Source organism: Pseudomonas sp. S3_B11 (genome assembly GCF_054667715.1).
In genome coordinates, this window is the sequence record NZ_CP162749.1 from 6723917 (window position 1) to 6739083 (window position 15167).

A 15167-nucleotide genomic window follows, 5' to 3' on the forward strand; every position below is an offset into this window, starting at 1 on the left:
AGAGCGTGGGAACGATCATGTGTCTGGCTAAAGGTGTTGAATCAGCTTGGTGCGAATTTCTGCCATCCCTTGAGCATCCAACTCCACCCATAGATGCTGCTTGCCGGCAATCTGCGCCGCCACCGGCAAACCATCGCGATACACCAGCCGATTACTCGCCAGTGCCGGCACTTTCGCCCCCGGCAGCAAGGTGCCCGCCAGGTTCAGCGGGTCGACGCCGCACACCGCCACCAGGCTGCCATCGGTGGGGCGGCGGCGGGTTTCGCGCAGCAGCGGGATGGCTTCGGGCAGGGCGAATTGTTCGCCCGCCAGCCCACTGACAAAACGCCCGCCGCGAATCTCGCCCCGCGCCTCCAGGCGATGAAAGGTGCGCAGCAGCTCGCGCCAACTTGGCAGCCAATCCGCCTCCCGCTCCAGCAAGCGCCAGAACACCACGCCGTAACGGCGCAGCAGGGTCATGGCGATGTGTTCCAGGGTGTCGGGCGGTGTGGGCGCGGGGCGGTTGCCTTCCACGGGCGCCGGTTGGCTGCGGCGCAACAAGGCCCAGCGCCCGGCGTCGTCCATACCACCGACAAACGCTCCGCGCCCGCGCCGGCTGCTGCGGGCCTGGCGTTTACTGGCCGGGGTGATCAGCGCGCGCAGGCCGGCGAAGCTGTCGGCATTCACCAACCCGGCGCCCACCAGTTCCTGCAAGGCGATTTCCAGTTCGCTGCGCAGCAGGTGGGCTTCGTGGGCCAGTTCATCGAAAAACAGCGCGCCGTGTTCGCTCAGGGCCTGATGGACTTTTTGCGTCTTGGGCGACAACTCGTCCAGGGCCGTTTGCCCGGCCAGGCTGCTCCACAACGCCACCTGGTTGCGCGGCAGCAGCACCACCGGCGTGCTGCGCAGAGCACTGGCGGAAGGCTTCTGGCGCGCACTCAGGCGCGTCCATACCCACTTGCCACTGCGGCACAACTCATCGAGCCAACTGGGCGAGTAGTCCTTGATCCGCGCCGGCAACAGGTCGCTGTCCCAGGCTGACGCAGCGGCCGGGAAGCCTTCGAACTGGCCGAGTATCGACGGCAGCACGGCATTGCCCCGGCCCTGGGTGGACGATGACAGGTGTTGCCAGTCGAACAGAAAGCGCATGAAGTCCTGCAACATCACCGGCTCGATTTCCCGGCGCAGACGCTTGACCGTGTAGCGATGGATCCGCGCCAGCAAATGCCGCTCGCACCATTCCTCCTGGCCGGTGCCCGGCGTGAACCGCCCGCGCAGTACATAGCCTTGTTGTTCAAGCTGCGCCAGGGCCTGGGTGACCTGCGGGGTCGACAATCCCAGCGGGTAGGCGATGGCCTTCAACGGCAGCGGGCCAAAGGCACTGAGCCGGGCGCGGAGCACTTCCACCAGGGCTTCGTCGCTGTCCCAGGTTTCATCGAAACCGGCCAGGGGCGTCAGCGGCGGTTGCCAGCGGGCCTGTGGATAAACGGCTTGCAGGCAGGTCAGGCGCTCCAGCGGCACCCACAGACCCCGCTCGGCACTGATCTGCAGGTGACTGGCGCGACCACTGGCGGCCAATGCCTGCAACCAATCCAGCCACGGCGCGTGGGCGTCGGCTTCGCTGTCGGCGATGCAGGCCAGGCTCATCAAGGCTTCATGCATCTCATCGAGATTGGCCGGCGTCGGCCAGGCTTCATCGCGGACCGACTGAATGGCTTCGGCGTCCAGTGCGCCAAGCTCATCGGTGGCCTGTGGATCGCTCCAGCGCCGATTGATCACCGCTTGGGTGCGCCGTTCTTCCAGCGGCGCGTCGTCGAGAAAGGTGTAGGGGCGGGCGCTGAGGATTTCTGCCGCCAGCGGCGAGGGCGCCGGCAGATCGCGGCTGATCAGGCGAATCTCGCCCGCTTCCATGCGCCGCAACAGCGTCAGCCAGCCTTCGCTGTCCATGGCTTCGTGCAGGCAATCGTCGAGGGTCTGTTCCACCAGCGGATGGTCGGGGATCTCACGCTCGCCGGCCAGGTTTTCCAGGCAGGCGATCTGGTCCGGAAACACGCTGGCGATCAGGTCTTCGCTTTTCATCCGCTGGATCTGCGGGGCGACTTTGCGTCCGCCGGCGTAACGCGGCAAGGCCAGGGCCACGCCAGCGTTCCAGCGCCAGCGCACGCCGAACAGCGGCGCATCCAGTACCGCCTGGACCAGGATCTGCTCGGCGCTGTGGCTGTTGAGGTAGCGCCACACTTCGTCCAGTTCGAAGCTGTGGCTGGTGGACAGCGAGAGCACGATGGCGTCTTCACTGGCCGCGGCCTGCAATTCGAAGTTGAAGGTGCGGCAGAAACGCTTGCGCAAGGCCAGGCCCCAGGCGCGGTTGATACGGCTGCCGAAGGGCGTGTGGATGATCAGTTGCGTGCCGCCGGACTCGTCGAAAAACCGCTCCATCAGCAGCGTGTCCTGGGACGGCAGGGCGCCGAAGGCCAGGCGCGCCGGGGCCAGGTAATCCACCAGTTGTTCAGCGCTGGCCAGGTTCAGTTGCAGGGTGCCGGTGAGCCAATCGAGGGCCGGTTGCAGGTTGCCCGGCGTGGCGCCGAGCAGTTGATCGAGCTGGGCTTGCAGGCGCGCCACGGCCAGGGACAGTTCGGCGCTGCGCCCCGGCGCTTCGCCGAGCCAGAACGGGATGGTCGGCGGTTGTCCCTGGGCGTCCTCGACCCGCACGCGGCCGGTCTCGACGCGAATGATGCGATACGACGTATTGCCCAACTGGAACACGTCGCCGGCAATGCTCTCCACCGCGAAGTCTTCGTTGACGCTGCCGATGTTCAAGCCTTGGGGTTCGAGCAGCACGGCGTAGTCGGCATTGTCCGGAATGGTGCCGCCGCTGGTCACCGCCGTGAGCTTGCTGCCGCGGCGCCCGCGCAAGGTCCGGGTCACGGCATCGCGGTGCAGGTAGGCGCTGCGCACGCCCTGGCGGCCATTGAGGCCTTCGGCGAGCATCTGCAACAGCGCCTGGTAATGCCCTTCGTCCAGCCCGGCGTAGGGCGAGGCACGACGCAAGGTTTCCAGCAGTGCTTGCTCCGACCATTCCTGGCAACTGACTTCGGCGACGATCTGCTGGGCCAGTACATCCAGCGGCGCCTTGGGGATGTGCAGGATGTCGAGTTCGCCACGGCGTACGCAGTCGAGCAGGGCGGCGCACTCGATCAAGTCGTCGCGGGTGGTGGCGAACAGGCGTCCCTTGGGCATGCCACCGACCTGGTGACCGGAACGACCGACCCGTTGCAGGAACGCCGAGATCGAGCGGGGCGAGGCGATCTGGCACACCAGGTCGACATCGCCGATATCAATGCCCAGCTCCAGGGACGCGGTGGCGATCAGCACCTTCAGCTCGCCGCGTTTGAGGCGTTGTTCGGCGTCGAGGCGAAACTCCTTCGCCAGGCTGCCGTGGTGAGCGGCCACGGCGTCCTTGCCCAGGCGCTCGCTCAGATGACGGCTCAGGCGTTCGGCCAAACGCCGGGTATTGACGAACACCAGGGTGGTGCGGTGTTCCCCGGCCAGCTCGGCGAGGCGGTTGTAGACCAGTTCCCATACGTCATTGGCCATCACCGCCGACAGCGGCACTGGTGGCACTTCGATGTCCAGGTCCCGGGGGCGGGCGTGGCCGATGTCGACGATTTCGCAGGTGCGTCCCTCACCGACGAGAAAACGTGACACCGCTTCGATGGGCTTTTGCGTGGCGGACAGACCGATGCGCATCAGCGGTTCGGCGCACAGGGCTTGCAGACGCTCCAGGCTCAAGGCCAGGTGGCTGCCGCGCTTGCTGGCGGCGATGGCGTGGATTTCGTCGACGATGACCGTGCGGGTGCTGGCGAGCATCTGTCGGCCGGAGTCGGAGCCGAGCAGCACGTAGAGCGATTCGGGAGTGGTCACCAGGATGTGCGGCGCGGTCTTGCGCATCGCCGAGCGTTCTTTCTGCGGCGTGTCGCCGGTACGCACGGCGGTGGTGATGTGCAGGGGCGGCAGGTCCATTTGCCGCAGCTGTTCGGTGATGCCGGCCAGGGGATTTTGCAGGTTGATCTGGATATCGTTGCTCAAGGCCTTGAGCGGTGAGACGTAGACCACCAGCGTTTGGTCCGGCAGGCCGCCCTGTTCCAGGCCGCGGTGCACCAGGTCATCGAGCACGGCGAGAAAAGCCGTCAGGGTCTTGCCCGAGCCGGTAGGCGCCGCCACCAGGGTTGAACGACGCTGGCCGATCAACGGCCACGCCCGGGCCTGGGCGGCCGTGACCGCCGGGAAGGTCTGGCTGAACCAGGCGCGAACGGCGGGGTGAAAGCCGGCCATGGCGTGGTTGGCTGGGAGAGGCAGATTCATGGGGCAGTTATGCGGGTGGGTTGGGCAAGATGCAAGTACCACTTGAGACCTTCATTGCCTGCCAGAATGCCATCGCGAGCAAGCTCGCTCTCACAGGGATAGCATGAGCACCTGAGATCTCCTGTGGGAGCGAGCTCGCTCGCGATAGCGGCCTCAAGTCCCACCCAAACCCGGCGATCTGCACTTTACGGATGACGGTTGCGCACTAAACCCGCAAAATGCAACGATTCCGACAACGCCTGCGGGCGTTGTCGACCAAATTCTTGTGCCAATAGACTGGGCCTGCTGACTTTATGCGAATGCGCCTTATGTTACTGGGCGGCGGAAATGCCCTTGGGCAGGCGCTGATTCGCCTCGGTGCAGAAGAAGACATCGGTTTTCTTGCCCCCCGCCCGCCCGAAGACGGTTGGGATGCCGCGAGCCTGACGCAACTGCTCGACGACACTCGCCCGGACGCCTTGATCAACCTGGCGTACTACTTCGACTGGTTCCAGGCCGAGGCCGTCAGCGAGCAGCGCCTGGCCAGCCAGGAGCGCGCTGTCGAGCGCCTGGCCGAGCTGTGCCAGCATCACAACATCGTCTTGCTGCAACCGTCGAGCTATCGCGTGTTCGATGGCTCCCGCGCCACGGCCTATAGTGAGAAAGACGAGCCCGTGCCCCTGGGCGTGCGTGGCCAGGCGCTGTGGCGGATCGAGCAAAGCGTGCGCGCCACTTGCCCCCAACACGTGCTGCTGCGGTTCGGCTGGCTGCTGGACGACAGCGCCGATGGCATCCTCGGGCGTTTCCTGGCCCGGGCCGAACAGCCCGAAGAGCTGTTGCTGGCCGACGACCGCCGCGGTAACCCGACGCCAGTGGACGATGCCGCGCGCGTGATCATCTCGGTGCTCAAGCAACTCGATTGCGCGGCGCCGCTGTGGGGCACCTACCATTACGCCGGCCACGAGGCGACTACGCCGCTGGCGCTGGGCCAGGCGATCCTCACCGAAGCCCGCGCCCTGCATCCGCTGGCCATCGAGTCGCCCACCCCCCAGGCGCACGCCGCACGGCCGGACGCCGCGGAAGAACCGCAACACGCGGTGCTGGCCTGCAAGAAAATTCTGCACACTTTCGGGATCAAGCCCCGCGCTTGGCGCGCGGCACTCCCAAGCTTACTGGATAGGTTTTATCGCCATGGCTGAAGGCCCTGTTTTAATCACCGGCGGCGCGGGTTTCATTGGTTCGCACCTGACCGACGCCTTGCTCGCCAAGGGACATTCGGTGCGCATCCTCGATGATCTGTCCACCGGCAAGCGCAGCAACCTGCCGCTGGACAACCCGGCGCTCGAACTGATCGAAGGTGACGTCGCCGATGCCGCGCTGGTGGCGCGGGTCATGGCCGGTTGCAGCGCCGTGGCGCACCTGGCGGCGGTGGCCTCGGTACAAGCTTCGGTGGACGACCCCGTGCGCACCCACCAGAGCAATTTCATCGGCACCCTGAATGTCTGCGAAGCCATGCGCCAGAGCGGTGTGAAACGGGTGCTGTTCGCCTCCAGCGCAGCGGTCTACGGCAACAACGGCGAAGGCGAGTCCATCGACGAAGAAACCCCCAAGGCCCCGCTCACGCCGTATGCCTCGGACAAACTGGCCAGCGAGTTCTACTTCGACTTCTATCGCCGCCAGCACGACCTGGAGCCGGTAGTGTTCCGCTTCTTCAACATCTACGGCCCGCGCCAGGATCCGTCCTCGCCGTATTCCGGGGTCATCAGCATCTTCAGCGAACGGGCGCAGAAAGGCCTGCCGATCACCGTGTTCGGTGATGGCGAGCAGACTCGGGATTTTGTCTACGTCGAAGATCTGGTGGATTTGCTGGTGCAGGCCATCGAAAAGCCCGAGGTGGAAGTGGGCGCGGTGAACGTCGGCTGGAACCAGGCCACGACCCTCAAGCAGATGCTCCAGGCCCTGGCCGCCGTGGTGGGCGACCTGCCTCCGATCAGCTACGGCCCGGCACGCTCCGGCGACATCCGCCATTCGCGGGCCGACAATCATCGGCTGCTGCAGCGCTTCAGCTTCCCCCCGCAAACCCCGATGAGCGTAGGGCTGGCGCGGTTGCTGGGACGCTGAGATTCTCACCGCCCAAAAACTGTGGGAGCGAGCTTGCTCGCGATAGCGGCGGGTCAGTCAACGTGATTGCTGGCTGATCCACCGTCATCGCGAGCAAGCTCGCTCCCACAGGGATTTTCGTACCTTCAGGTTCGGCTTAGAACTTGTAGCCCAACCCCACCATGTAGATCCACGGGTCCACATCGATATTCACCTTGGCCCGGGTACCGCCGGCCACGGCGTTGTTGTCCACATACGCGGTGGTGTCGATGTCGATGTAGCGAATCTGGCCGTTGATCATGATGTTGTCGGTCAACATGTAGTCCGCGCCCACTTGCCACGCCATGCCCCAGCTGTTGCTCGCACGGAAATTGCTGAAGCCGTTGGCGCTGGCTTCGCTGCCGACGTGTTCGTCGTAGATCCAGGTGTAGTTGATGCCGGCGCCGACATAAGGCTGGAACGCCGACTTGGCGTCGAGCGGGTAGTAGACCAGGCTCAAGGTCGGCGGCAGGTGCTTGAGGGTGCCGAGCTTGCCATTGGCCGCGCCCAGGGCGGTGCCTTTGATTTTCACGTCGTGCTCGAACGGCGAGGCCGCCAGCAGTTCGATGCCCAGGTTGTTGGTGATCATGTAGGCGAAGTTCAAGCCCAACTGCGTGTCGCTGCTCATGGTCGCCTTGCCACCCAGGTCGGCGCCGGCCAGCGGGCCACGGTCGACCTTGACGCTGGAGCTGTCGGCTTCCGGGTTGACGGTGATGGCACCGGCGCGAACGATAATATCGCCAGCGGTGTGGGCCTGGGCGAGTGGGGCAGCGAGCGCGAGGGCCGCGAGGGAAGCGCAGAGCAAGGACTTGTTCATGAGGGCTCCAGAGGGCATCGAAATTTGATGTCCCATGGTACGAAGCCGTCTGCTCCGGTCTTTTGACACAGCTCAATGAGTCAGGGGGTGTTTAATTGACTCAGCTCAATAAAAGCGCTGATGGGAAAATTTGAGGGAACCATCGCGAGCAAGCTCGCTCCCACATTATTCGACCGTATTCTTTCTGAAGAAACACGATCAACTGTGGGAGCGAGCCTGCTCGCGATAGCTATCTCATCAACAACACATCACCACCGGGTTCACTCCGGCAGCTCATACACATAAATCTTCTCGGCCTCCATCTGATAGCCGGCATCGGCCAGTTCACTGGTGGACGGCTTGACCTGCATCGGCCCTTCGACCCAGTACGGCTGGTACAACTCGTCGAGCTTGACCCCGACTTCACTTTTCACATGCACGATCTGGTTGGACGGCGGTGGCGGTACGTGGATGCAGGCGCCGAAATAGGGCACCAGCAAGAAGTCCGTGGTGCGACCTTCCTCGCTGACTTCCAGCGGCACGATGTAGCCCGGCAAACGAATCTGCTGGCCATCGAGGGCCTTGACCACCGGGGCGTTGGGCAAATCCTGCTTGGCGGCTGGCGCGGACTCGGCGGCCAGGGCGTCGCTCATCTTCGACAAGTCGTGCAGCGGGGTCATGTTTGGCACTTCTGGCGGCGCGTCCGGCGGGATCATTTCCGACCAGGCCAGGTCCCTCGGCTCGGCCGCCCACAGCGGCAGGGCGACCATCATCAACAGCGCAAGCAGGGCGCGGGGCATCTTCAACGTCCTCATAAACGGATCGACAGGCCGTCGGCCAGCGATTGGCGATAAGCGCGCCAGGCCGGCACGCTGCCCATCAGCAGGGCAGCGACCAGGATGCCAGCCAGCAGCGTCCATTCATATTCGCTCGGCCAACTCAGCGGCAGGTACAAGCCGTAGGCCGACTGCACGTAACCCTGGGCGGCGGCGATGCCGATGTACAGCAAGGCCAGCCCGGCGGTCACCCCGGCCAGTGCCAGAGCGAAGGCTTCGAACACCAGCAGCGTCGCGATGTGCCACGGCCGCGCGCCCACCGAACGCAGGATCGCCATTTCCCGACGACGCTCGTTGAGGCTGGTGAGGATCGCCGTGAGCATGCCGATCAACCCGGTGAGGACCACGAACAGCGAAATCACGAACAAGGCTTTTTCCGCCGTGCCCATCAGGCTCCACAATTCCTGCAGCGCCACGCCGGGCAGGATGGCCAGCAGCGGTTCGCCACGGAACTCATTGATTTCGCGCTGCAAGGCAAAGGTCGAAATCTTGCTGTTGAGGCCGAGCATGAACGCGGTGATCGCCTGGGGCGTGAGGTCCATGTTGCGGGCCTGGTCGGCGCTGATGCGGCCATTGCCCTGGGCCGGCACACCGTTCTTCCAGTCGATGTGGATCGCCTCCATGCCGCCGAGGCTGATGTGCAGCGTGCGGTCCACCGGCGTGCCGGTGCGCTTGAGAATCCCGACCACGGTGAAGGGCTTGTCGTCGTGCTTGACCAGGCTGACCACCGCCACGCCGTGGGCCAGCACCAGCTTGTCGCCGAGCTTGTAGTGCAGCGCCTCGGCCACTTCGGCACCGAGCACCACTTCGAACGGATCGGTTGCGAAAGCCCGGCCGTCGGCCAGTTCCAGATGCTGCTGGCGGCCGTACTGGTAATGTTCGAAGTAGGCCTCGGTGGTGCCCATCACCCTATAGCCGCGGTGGGAATCGCCGAGGGACATGGGGATAGCCCACTTCACTTTCGGGTTGCTGGCGAAGTGTTCGAAGCTGTCCCAGCGGATGTTGTTGGTGGCGTTGCCGATGCGAAACACCGAATACAGCAGCAGGTTCACGGAGCCGGAGCGGGCGCCGACGATCAGGTCGGTGCCACTGATGGTGCTGGCGAAACTGGCCCGCGCCTCGGTACGTACCCGCTCCACTGCCAGCAACAAACAAACCGAAAGGGCGATGGCGAACGCGGTGAGGATCGCGGTGAAACGGCGGTTTGCCAGGCTGGCCATGGCTAGACGGAACAAATACATCTCAAACCTCGAGTGGCGTGGCGGCGCGATTGAGATCGGCCAGCGACAGGTTGCGGTCGAACAGCGGCGCCAGGCTCTGGTCGTGGCTGACGAACAACAGGCTCGACCCGGCCTCTCGGCATTCAGCGAACAACAGCCGCAGGAAGTTTTCCCGGGCGTCGTAGTCCAGGGCTGAGGTCGGTTCGTCAGCGATTACCAGTTCCGGTTGGCCGATCAGCGCCCGGGCGGCGGCGACCCGTTGTTGCTGGCCGATGGACAACGAGTCGGCGCGCCGCTCCAGCAGGTTTGGATCGGTCAGCCCCAGGTGGGCCAGCAGCGTGGCGGCGGCTTGATCGACGCTGCCGTGGCGCTGGATGGCCCGTTGCGCGCGCAGCTTGGAAAAGTGACAGGGCAGCTCGACGTTCTCGCGTACCGAGAGAAACGGCAGCAGGTTGAATTGCTGGAAGATGTAGCCGGTGTGGTCGACGCGAAAGCGGTCGCGACTGCCGGCGCCCAGTTCGGTGAGTTCCTGGCCGAGCAGGCGGATGCTGCCGCGATCCGGCGTCTGCACACCGCCCAGCAGCCCCAGCAAGGTGGTCTTGCCACTGCCGCTCGGGCCCTTTAGAAACAGCGTCTCACCGGCCTCCAGGCGAAACGCCGGGATATCCAGCAACGGCGGATGCCCGGGCCAACTGAAGCCCAGGTCGGAGAGTTCGATGAGTGCTTGGGTCATGTTTGCCGCTTCAAATAGTGGAACCTGTGGAACACCTGTGGGAGCTGAGCTTGCTCGCGATGAGGCCATCACGTTCAACTTGGATGTTGACTGTCGGACCGCTATCGCGAGCAAGCTTTGCTCCCACCAAGCTTGCTCCCACATTGGGTTTTGCGGTGGATCAGAATTTCAGGGCTGGCGCCTTGGCCGTCACTTCCACGCCTTGCTGGCCGCTCGGGCTGATCAGTTGTACCTGAATTTTCTGGGTGGCCGGGAAGGTTTTGAACAGGGTCGCCAGGTCCAGGTTCTTCAGTGCACCCGGGGCGGCGCAGGTGAACTGGTAGTGGGCATGGATCTCACTGTGCTCGCCGTGGTGCTCGTCGCCATCGCCGTCGTCGTCATGGTCTTCGTGGTCCGGTTCATCGCCGAACAGCGGGCTTTCCAGTTCCTGCTGGGCCACGGTGCATTTGGCAGCAGCGGGCAGGTTGAACAGCGCCAGCGGCTTGTCCAGCTGCGCCCGTACGGCGGCGACCTTGGCCTTGTCGGCATCGCTGGTGGAGGCATGTTCGAAGCCCACCAGGTTCATCGCCGGGCTTTCCAGTTCCAGCTCCAGGGTCTGGCCGTCCAGGGCGGCGTTCAACCGGCCCACACCGTGTTCATGGGCGCCGAGGCTGCCGTGCTCGTGGTCATGATCATGCTCGACCGCCGCGTGAGCGACAGCCAATGGCAGCAGGGCGAACGGCAAAGCGAGAAGCAGACGACGCATGACGAGTCTCCGAAAAGGTTATGTAATCTTATAACGAAAGTGCAGAGAGTTTGACCGTCTGCTTGGCGTCGCGCAAGGGCCATGGGAGCATGCGAACATGAAATATTCAGGAGCACGGTGATGTTGCGGATACGCGGAACCGTCGGCGATTGGCCGGTGGACTTGTCGATCGAAATGGATGAGGGCGACTGGGCGCAGCTCGGCGCGCAGTTGCAAGTGGCCAAGTCCGAGGGCGTGGCGGTACCGGCGACCAAACCGGTGGCCAATCCGGTGAGTCAGGACGATGCCCAGTGGCAGATCGCCAAGGAACTGCTGCGCAAGGCCGGGCAATTGAGCGGCCCGGACTTGCTGGAACAGCTCGAAGGCCTGACCGGCAGCGCCTCGGCGGGCAAGCGCCTGTTGGTGCGCTTGCGCCACTGTGCCGAGGTCAAGGTACTGAGCGGCGCCGATACGCCGCTCTATAGCTGGGTTGGGGCTGAGGCTTAATACAACGCCGCAAACAGCTTGCGCCGATAAGTCGTCACCAGCGGGTGATCGTTGCCCAGCAGTTCGAACACTTGCAGCAAGGTCTTGTGGGGCAAGCCTTCGCTGTAGCTGCGGTTACGCATGAACAGCTTGAGCAGTGCATCGAGGGCCGCTTCGTACTGCTGGCGCGCCAGTTGCTGGATCGCCAGTTGGTACACCGCTTCATCATCCTGCGGGTCTTTCGCCAGGCGCGCCTTGAGGTCGGCGGCGTCCGGCAGGTGCTTGGCCAGGCCGAGGAACTGGATCTGCGCCTTGGCGCCGGCGAGAGCGGCCTTGTGCTCGTCGCTTTTCACCGCGTCGAGTACGGTCTGCGCTTCGTCCAGCTCACCGCGCTCGGTCAGGCAGCGGGCATACAGGATCAGGGCCTTGGCGTTGGTGTTGTCTTCACCCAGCAATACCGTGAGCAGGGCTTCGGCGTCGGCGAAACGACCGTCGTCGAACAGCGCCTGGGCCTGTTCGAATGGGTCGGCAGCAGCCGGAGGCGGCATCTGCACATGGGGTTCGAGCATGGTCCGCACCGCCGATTCCGGCTGGGCGCCGGCAAAACCGTCGACGGGTTGGCCGTCCTTGAACAACACCACCGTTGGCAGGCTGCGAATACCGAAGCGGGCGACAATGTCCTGCTCGATGTCGCAGTTGACCTTGGCCAGCAGCAGTTCGCCCTGATAGCTCTCGGCAATGGTTTGCAGCATCGGCATCAGGGCTTTGCACGGCGCACACCATTCGGCCCAGAAGTCCACCAGCACCGGTTTGTGGAAAGAGTTCGCGATCACCGACTGGTCGAAATCGGCGGTGGTGGCGTCGAAGATGTAGGGCGTTTCCTGAGTCATGGGCAATCTCGTAGAGCGCTTGAATGGGGCAACTATACGGCTTGGTTGGGGTGGCTGAAAGCGGGGAGGTCTTTCGTCTTGTGGTGTCTGGCAGGACGCCTTCGCGAGCAAGAGATCCCAAGTGTTCATGCGACCCCCGTGGGAGCGAGCTTGCTCGCGATGCTTTTAAGGCTAGCGCCGCGCGTGGTACAGGCTCACATGCCGAAACTCTTCAGGCTCGGCCAGGTCCGGCAAGGTCATGGCCTGGAACATGTCAATGCGTCGGTATAGCGGATGCTGGAAATCCCGCACCCGGGAGTCGGCCACCAACGCCTCGCGGCCACGGCTGAGGAATTGATCGAGCAGTGGCAGGTTGGCCCGGTCGTAGAGCACATCGGCGACCAGGATCAGGTCGAAGCGATCAGCCTCGGCGAAGAAATCCGTCGAATAATCCAGCTCCACGCCATTGAGTGCGGCATTGGCCTGGCACGCGGCAATCGCCAGCGGGTCGAGGTCGCAGGCCACCACTTCCAGCGCCCCGGCCTTGACCGCCGCGATGCCCGCCACGCCGGAACCGGCGCCAAAATCCAATATGCGCTTGCCCTCGACCCACTGCGGCTGTTCGGCCAGGTAGCGGGCCATCGCCAGGCCGCTGGCCCAACAGAAGCTCCAATAGGGCGGCTCGTGGAGAATGCGGCGGGTTTCTTCCGGGCTGAAGGCGCGATCCATGTTGTCGCCGTCGATCAGCCACAACTTCAAGTCAGCGCCGGGTAGCGGGCAGGCCACCAGGCGCGCGTCGCCGAGCAATTCACTCAACGCCCGTTGCAGGTCCTGCGGTGCACTCATGGCGCTTTGACGAATTGCAGGGCGCCCAGTGCCTGGGTGGTTGGTTGGCCGATGCGTTGTTCCGGCAAGTGCAGGATCAACTGGCCCGACTGGCTGGCGCGGCCGCGCAGCTCGACGCGGGCGCCGACCGGGAAGGCATCGGGGTTGAAACGCAGGCGAAAGGGCAGGGCCTGGTTGGTGCCGATCAGACTGGAGCTGGCGAGCAATTGCTGTGGGCGGTCCTTGTCATCGATCACCAGCAACGCCAGTTCGACCTCGGCACCGGCCGGCACGCCTTGCAAGGTGCCGCTCAATTCGCGCTGATACGCCGGCAGAGGTCCCAGTTCGGCCGCCTGGCGGGCTTTTTCCTGGGCCTGTTTCGGCGCTGGGGCCGGGGCGGGGGGCGCGGGCTTGGGGGCGTCGCTGCTGCACGCCATCAGCAGGCTGAAAAGACTGAGCAAAACGAGCGATCGTAGCGGCATGTGTGGCTCCAGCAAGGTGAATTCCATGGATCTGACGGTAGGCCCGTCTGTATACCGTAAACCCTATGGCTTGTCTTGCCAGTGGGATGCGCTACCATGGCCCTCCCTTTTTTTGTTGCCTGCCACCATGCACTGTCCCTTCTGCGGTGCCAACGACACCAAGGTCATCGACTCGCGACTGGTCGCCGAGGGCGAACAAGTCCGCCGCCGCCGCGAATGCCTGGCTTGCGGCGAACGTTTCACGACGTTCGAGACCGCTGAACTGGTGTTGCCGCGCCTGATCAAAACCGACGGCAGCCGCCAGCCGTTCGATGAAGAAAAACTGCGCGCCGGCATGCAGCGCGCCCTGGAAAAGCGCCCGGTGAGCGTCGAGCGCCTGGAAGCGGCGCTGGTGCACATCAAGCACAAGCTGCGGGCGACCGGTGAGCGCGAGGTCAAATCCCTGGTGGTCGGTGAGTTGGTGATGGCCGAGCTGCAGAAGCTCGATGAAGTCGCCTACATCCGTTTCGCCTCGGTGTACCGGCGCTTCCAGGACCTGAACGAATTCCGCGAAGAAATCGACCGCCTGGCCCGCGAACCGGTGAAAGAATGACCGCCTCGGCGCAGCAGGCCATCCTCGACGCCCACTACATGGCCCGTGCCCTGGAGTTGGCGCGGCGCGGTCACTACACCACCCACCCCAATCCCCGGGTCGGTTGCGTGATCGTGCGTGACGGGCAGATTGTCGGCGAAGGCTGGCACATCCGCGCCGGCGAGCCCCATGCCGAAGTCCATGCCCTGCGCGCCGCTGGCGAACAGGCCCGCGGCGCCACGGCCTACGTGACCCTTGAGCCGTGCAGCCATCACGGGCGTACGCCGCCGTGTGCCGATGCGTTGGTCAACGCCGGCGTGGCGCGGGTGGTGGCGGCGATGCAGGACCCCAACCCGGAAGTCGCCGGGCGTGGCCTGCAACGGCTGGCCCAGGCCGGCATCGCCACCGAAAGCGGCGTGCTGGAGGGCGAAGCGCGCAAGCTCAATGAAGGTTTCCTCAAGCGCATGGAGCAGGGCCTGCCGTTCGTGCGGGTCAAGCTCGCCATGAGCCTCGATGGCCGCACCGCCATGGAAAGCGGCGAAAGCCAATGGATCACCGGCCCGGCCGCACGCTCGGCGGTCCAACGCCTGCGCGCCCAGGCCAGTGTGGTATTGACTGGTGCCGACACGGTGCTGGCGGACAACGCCCGGCTGACCGTGCGCGCCGATGAACTGGGGCTCGATGCCGAGCAGACCGCGCTGATCATGAGCCGTCCTCCGCTGCGGGTGCTGGTGGACGGGCGTCTGCGGGTGCCGCTGGATTCCGCGTTTTTCAAAGCCGGCCCGGCGTTGGTCGCTACCTGCATGGCGGTGGAAGAACAGTACGCCAACGGTCCCGAATGCATGATCGTGGCGGGCGATGACGGCCAGGTCGATCTGTATCGCCTGCTGGTGGAACTGGCGGGCCGTGGCGTCAACGAGGTGCTGGTGGAAGCCGGTCCGCGCCTGGCGGGGGCTTTTGCCCGGCAAGGGCTGGTCGACGAGTTCCAGATTTTCATCGCCGGCAAGTTCCTCGGTTCTTCGGCGCGGCCACTGCTGGACTGGCCGCTGGCGCAGATGAAAGACGCCCCGCAGTTGAAAATCACCGAAATCCGCGCCGTGGGCGATGACTGGCGAGTCATCGCCGTTCCCGTTGCGCAGGCGAGCGTATAATTCCCGGCTTTCGCG

At 64.6% G+C, this 15167-nt stretch carries 14 protein-coding genes; 5 read left to right on the top strand and 9 right to left on the bottom strand.

Annotated elements, in window-relative coordinates; genetic code table 11:
- Positions 1-27: 27 nt before the first annotated feature.
- Positions 28-4341, bottom strand: coding sequence for an Lhr family helicase (locus AB4O22_RS30170; protein WP_460095695.1), 4314 nt, complete (start codon positions 4339-4341; stop codon positions 28-30).
- Positions 4342-4634: 293 nt separating this feature from the next.
- On the opposite strand from AB4O22_RS30170, the gene AB4O22_RS30175 reads away from it, so the two are divergent.
- Positions 4635-5519, top strand: a complete 885-nt coding sequence (locus AB4O22_RS30175; RefSeq protein WP_003206053.1) for a sugar nucleotide-binding protein — start codon at positions 4635-4637, stop codon at positions 5517-5519.
- Complete coding sequence (locus AB4O22_RS30180) at positions 5512-6441, top strand: NAD-dependent epimerase/dehydratase family protein (protein ID WP_003206051.1); 930 nt, start codon at positions 5512-5514, stop codon at positions 6439-6441. The genes AB4O22_RS30175 and AB4O22_RS30180 overlap by 8 nt, the downstream gene beginning before the upstream one ends.
- A gap of 136 nt (positions 6442-6577) precedes the next feature.
- On the opposite strand, the gene AB4O22_RS30185 is transcribed toward AB4O22_RS30180, so the two are convergent.
- From AB4O22_RS30185 to AB4O22_RS30205, 5 genes are all read right to left on the bottom strand, one after another.
- Positions 6578-7276, bottom strand: coding sequence for an OmpW/AlkL family protein (locus AB4O22_RS30185; protein WP_223471827.1), 699 nt, complete (start codon positions 7274-7276; stop codon positions 6578-6580).
- A 260-nt stretch (positions 7277-7536) separates the two neighbouring features.
- On the bottom strand, positions 7537-8055 hold the full coding sequence (locus AB4O22_RS30190) for a DUF3299 domain-containing protein (RefSeq protein WP_013694320.1): 519 nt from the start codon (positions 8053-8055) through the stop codon (positions 7537-7539).
- An 11-nt stretch (positions 8056-8066) separates the two neighbouring features.
- Positions 8067-9332 (bottom strand): ABC transporter permease, encoded by a 1266-nt coding sequence (locus AB4O22_RS30195; RefSeq protein ID WP_223471826.1) that lies wholly within the window; start codon positions 9330-9332, stop codon positions 8067-8069.
- A gap of 1 nt (position 9333) precedes the next feature.
- On the bottom strand, positions 9334-10044 hold the full coding sequence (locus AB4O22_RS30200; RefSeq protein ID WP_053187667.1) for an ABC transporter ATP-binding protein: 711 nt from the start codon (positions 10042-10044) through the stop codon (positions 9334-9336).
- 160 nt (positions 10045-10204) lie between these two features.
- Positions 10205-10789 carry a DUF2796 domain-containing protein gene (locus AB4O22_RS30205; protein ID WP_223471825.1) on the bottom strand — a complete coding sequence of 195 codons (585 nt, stop codon included), beginning with the start codon at positions 10787-10789 and terminating at the stop codon, positions 10205-10207.
- A 120-nt stretch (positions 10790-10909) separates the two neighbouring features.
- Between AB4O22_RS30205 and AB4O22_RS30210 the strand changes: the two genes are divergently transcribed.
- On the top strand, positions 10910-11275 hold the full coding sequence (locus AB4O22_RS30210) for a hypothetical protein (RefSeq protein ID WP_223471824.1): 366 nt from the start codon (positions 10910-10912) through the stop codon (positions 11273-11275).
- On the opposite strand, the gene trxA is transcribed toward AB4O22_RS30210, so the two are convergent.
- From trxA to AB4O22_RS30225, 3 genes are all read right to left on the bottom strand, one after another.
- Positions 11272-12144 (bottom strand): thioredoxin, encoded by an 873-nt coding sequence (gene trxA / locus AB4O22_RS30215; RefSeq protein WP_013694317.1) that lies wholly within the window; start codon positions 12142-12144, stop codon positions 11272-11274. The genes AB4O22_RS30210 and trxA overlap by 4 nt on opposite strands.
- A gap of 171 nt (positions 12145-12315) precedes the next feature.
- Complete coding sequence (locus AB4O22_RS30220; RefSeq protein ID WP_460095698.1) at positions 12316-12969, bottom strand: class I SAM-dependent methyltransferase; 654 nt, start codon at positions 12967-12969, stop codon at positions 12316-12318.
- A complete protein-coding gene (locus AB4O22_RS30225) occupies positions 12966-13430 on the bottom strand; it encodes a YbaY family lipoprotein (protein ID WP_367860442.1) in 465 nt (154 codons plus the stop codon). The genes AB4O22_RS30220 and AB4O22_RS30225 overlap by 4 nt, the downstream gene beginning before the upstream one ends.
- A gap of 127 nt (positions 13431-13557) precedes the next feature.
- Here AB4O22_RS30225 and nrdR point away from each other — a divergent pair, with 127 nt between their 5' ends.
- Together nrdR and ribD are read left to right on the top strand one after the other, a co-directional pair.
- Entirely contained in the window at positions 13558-14022 is a 465-nt protein-coding gene (gene nrdR / locus AB4O22_RS30230; protein ID WP_013694316.1) for a transcriptional regulator NrdR, read from the top strand.
- Entirely contained in the window at positions 14019-15152 is a 1134-nt protein-coding gene (gene ribD / locus AB4O22_RS30235; protein WP_223472553.1) for a bifunctional diaminohydroxyphosphoribosylaminopyrimidine deaminase/5-amino-6-(5-phosphoribosylamino)uracil reductase RibD, read from the top strand. Before nrdR ends, ribD begins: the two co-directional genes overlap by 4 nt.
- Positions 15153-15167: the final 15 nt, after the last annotated feature.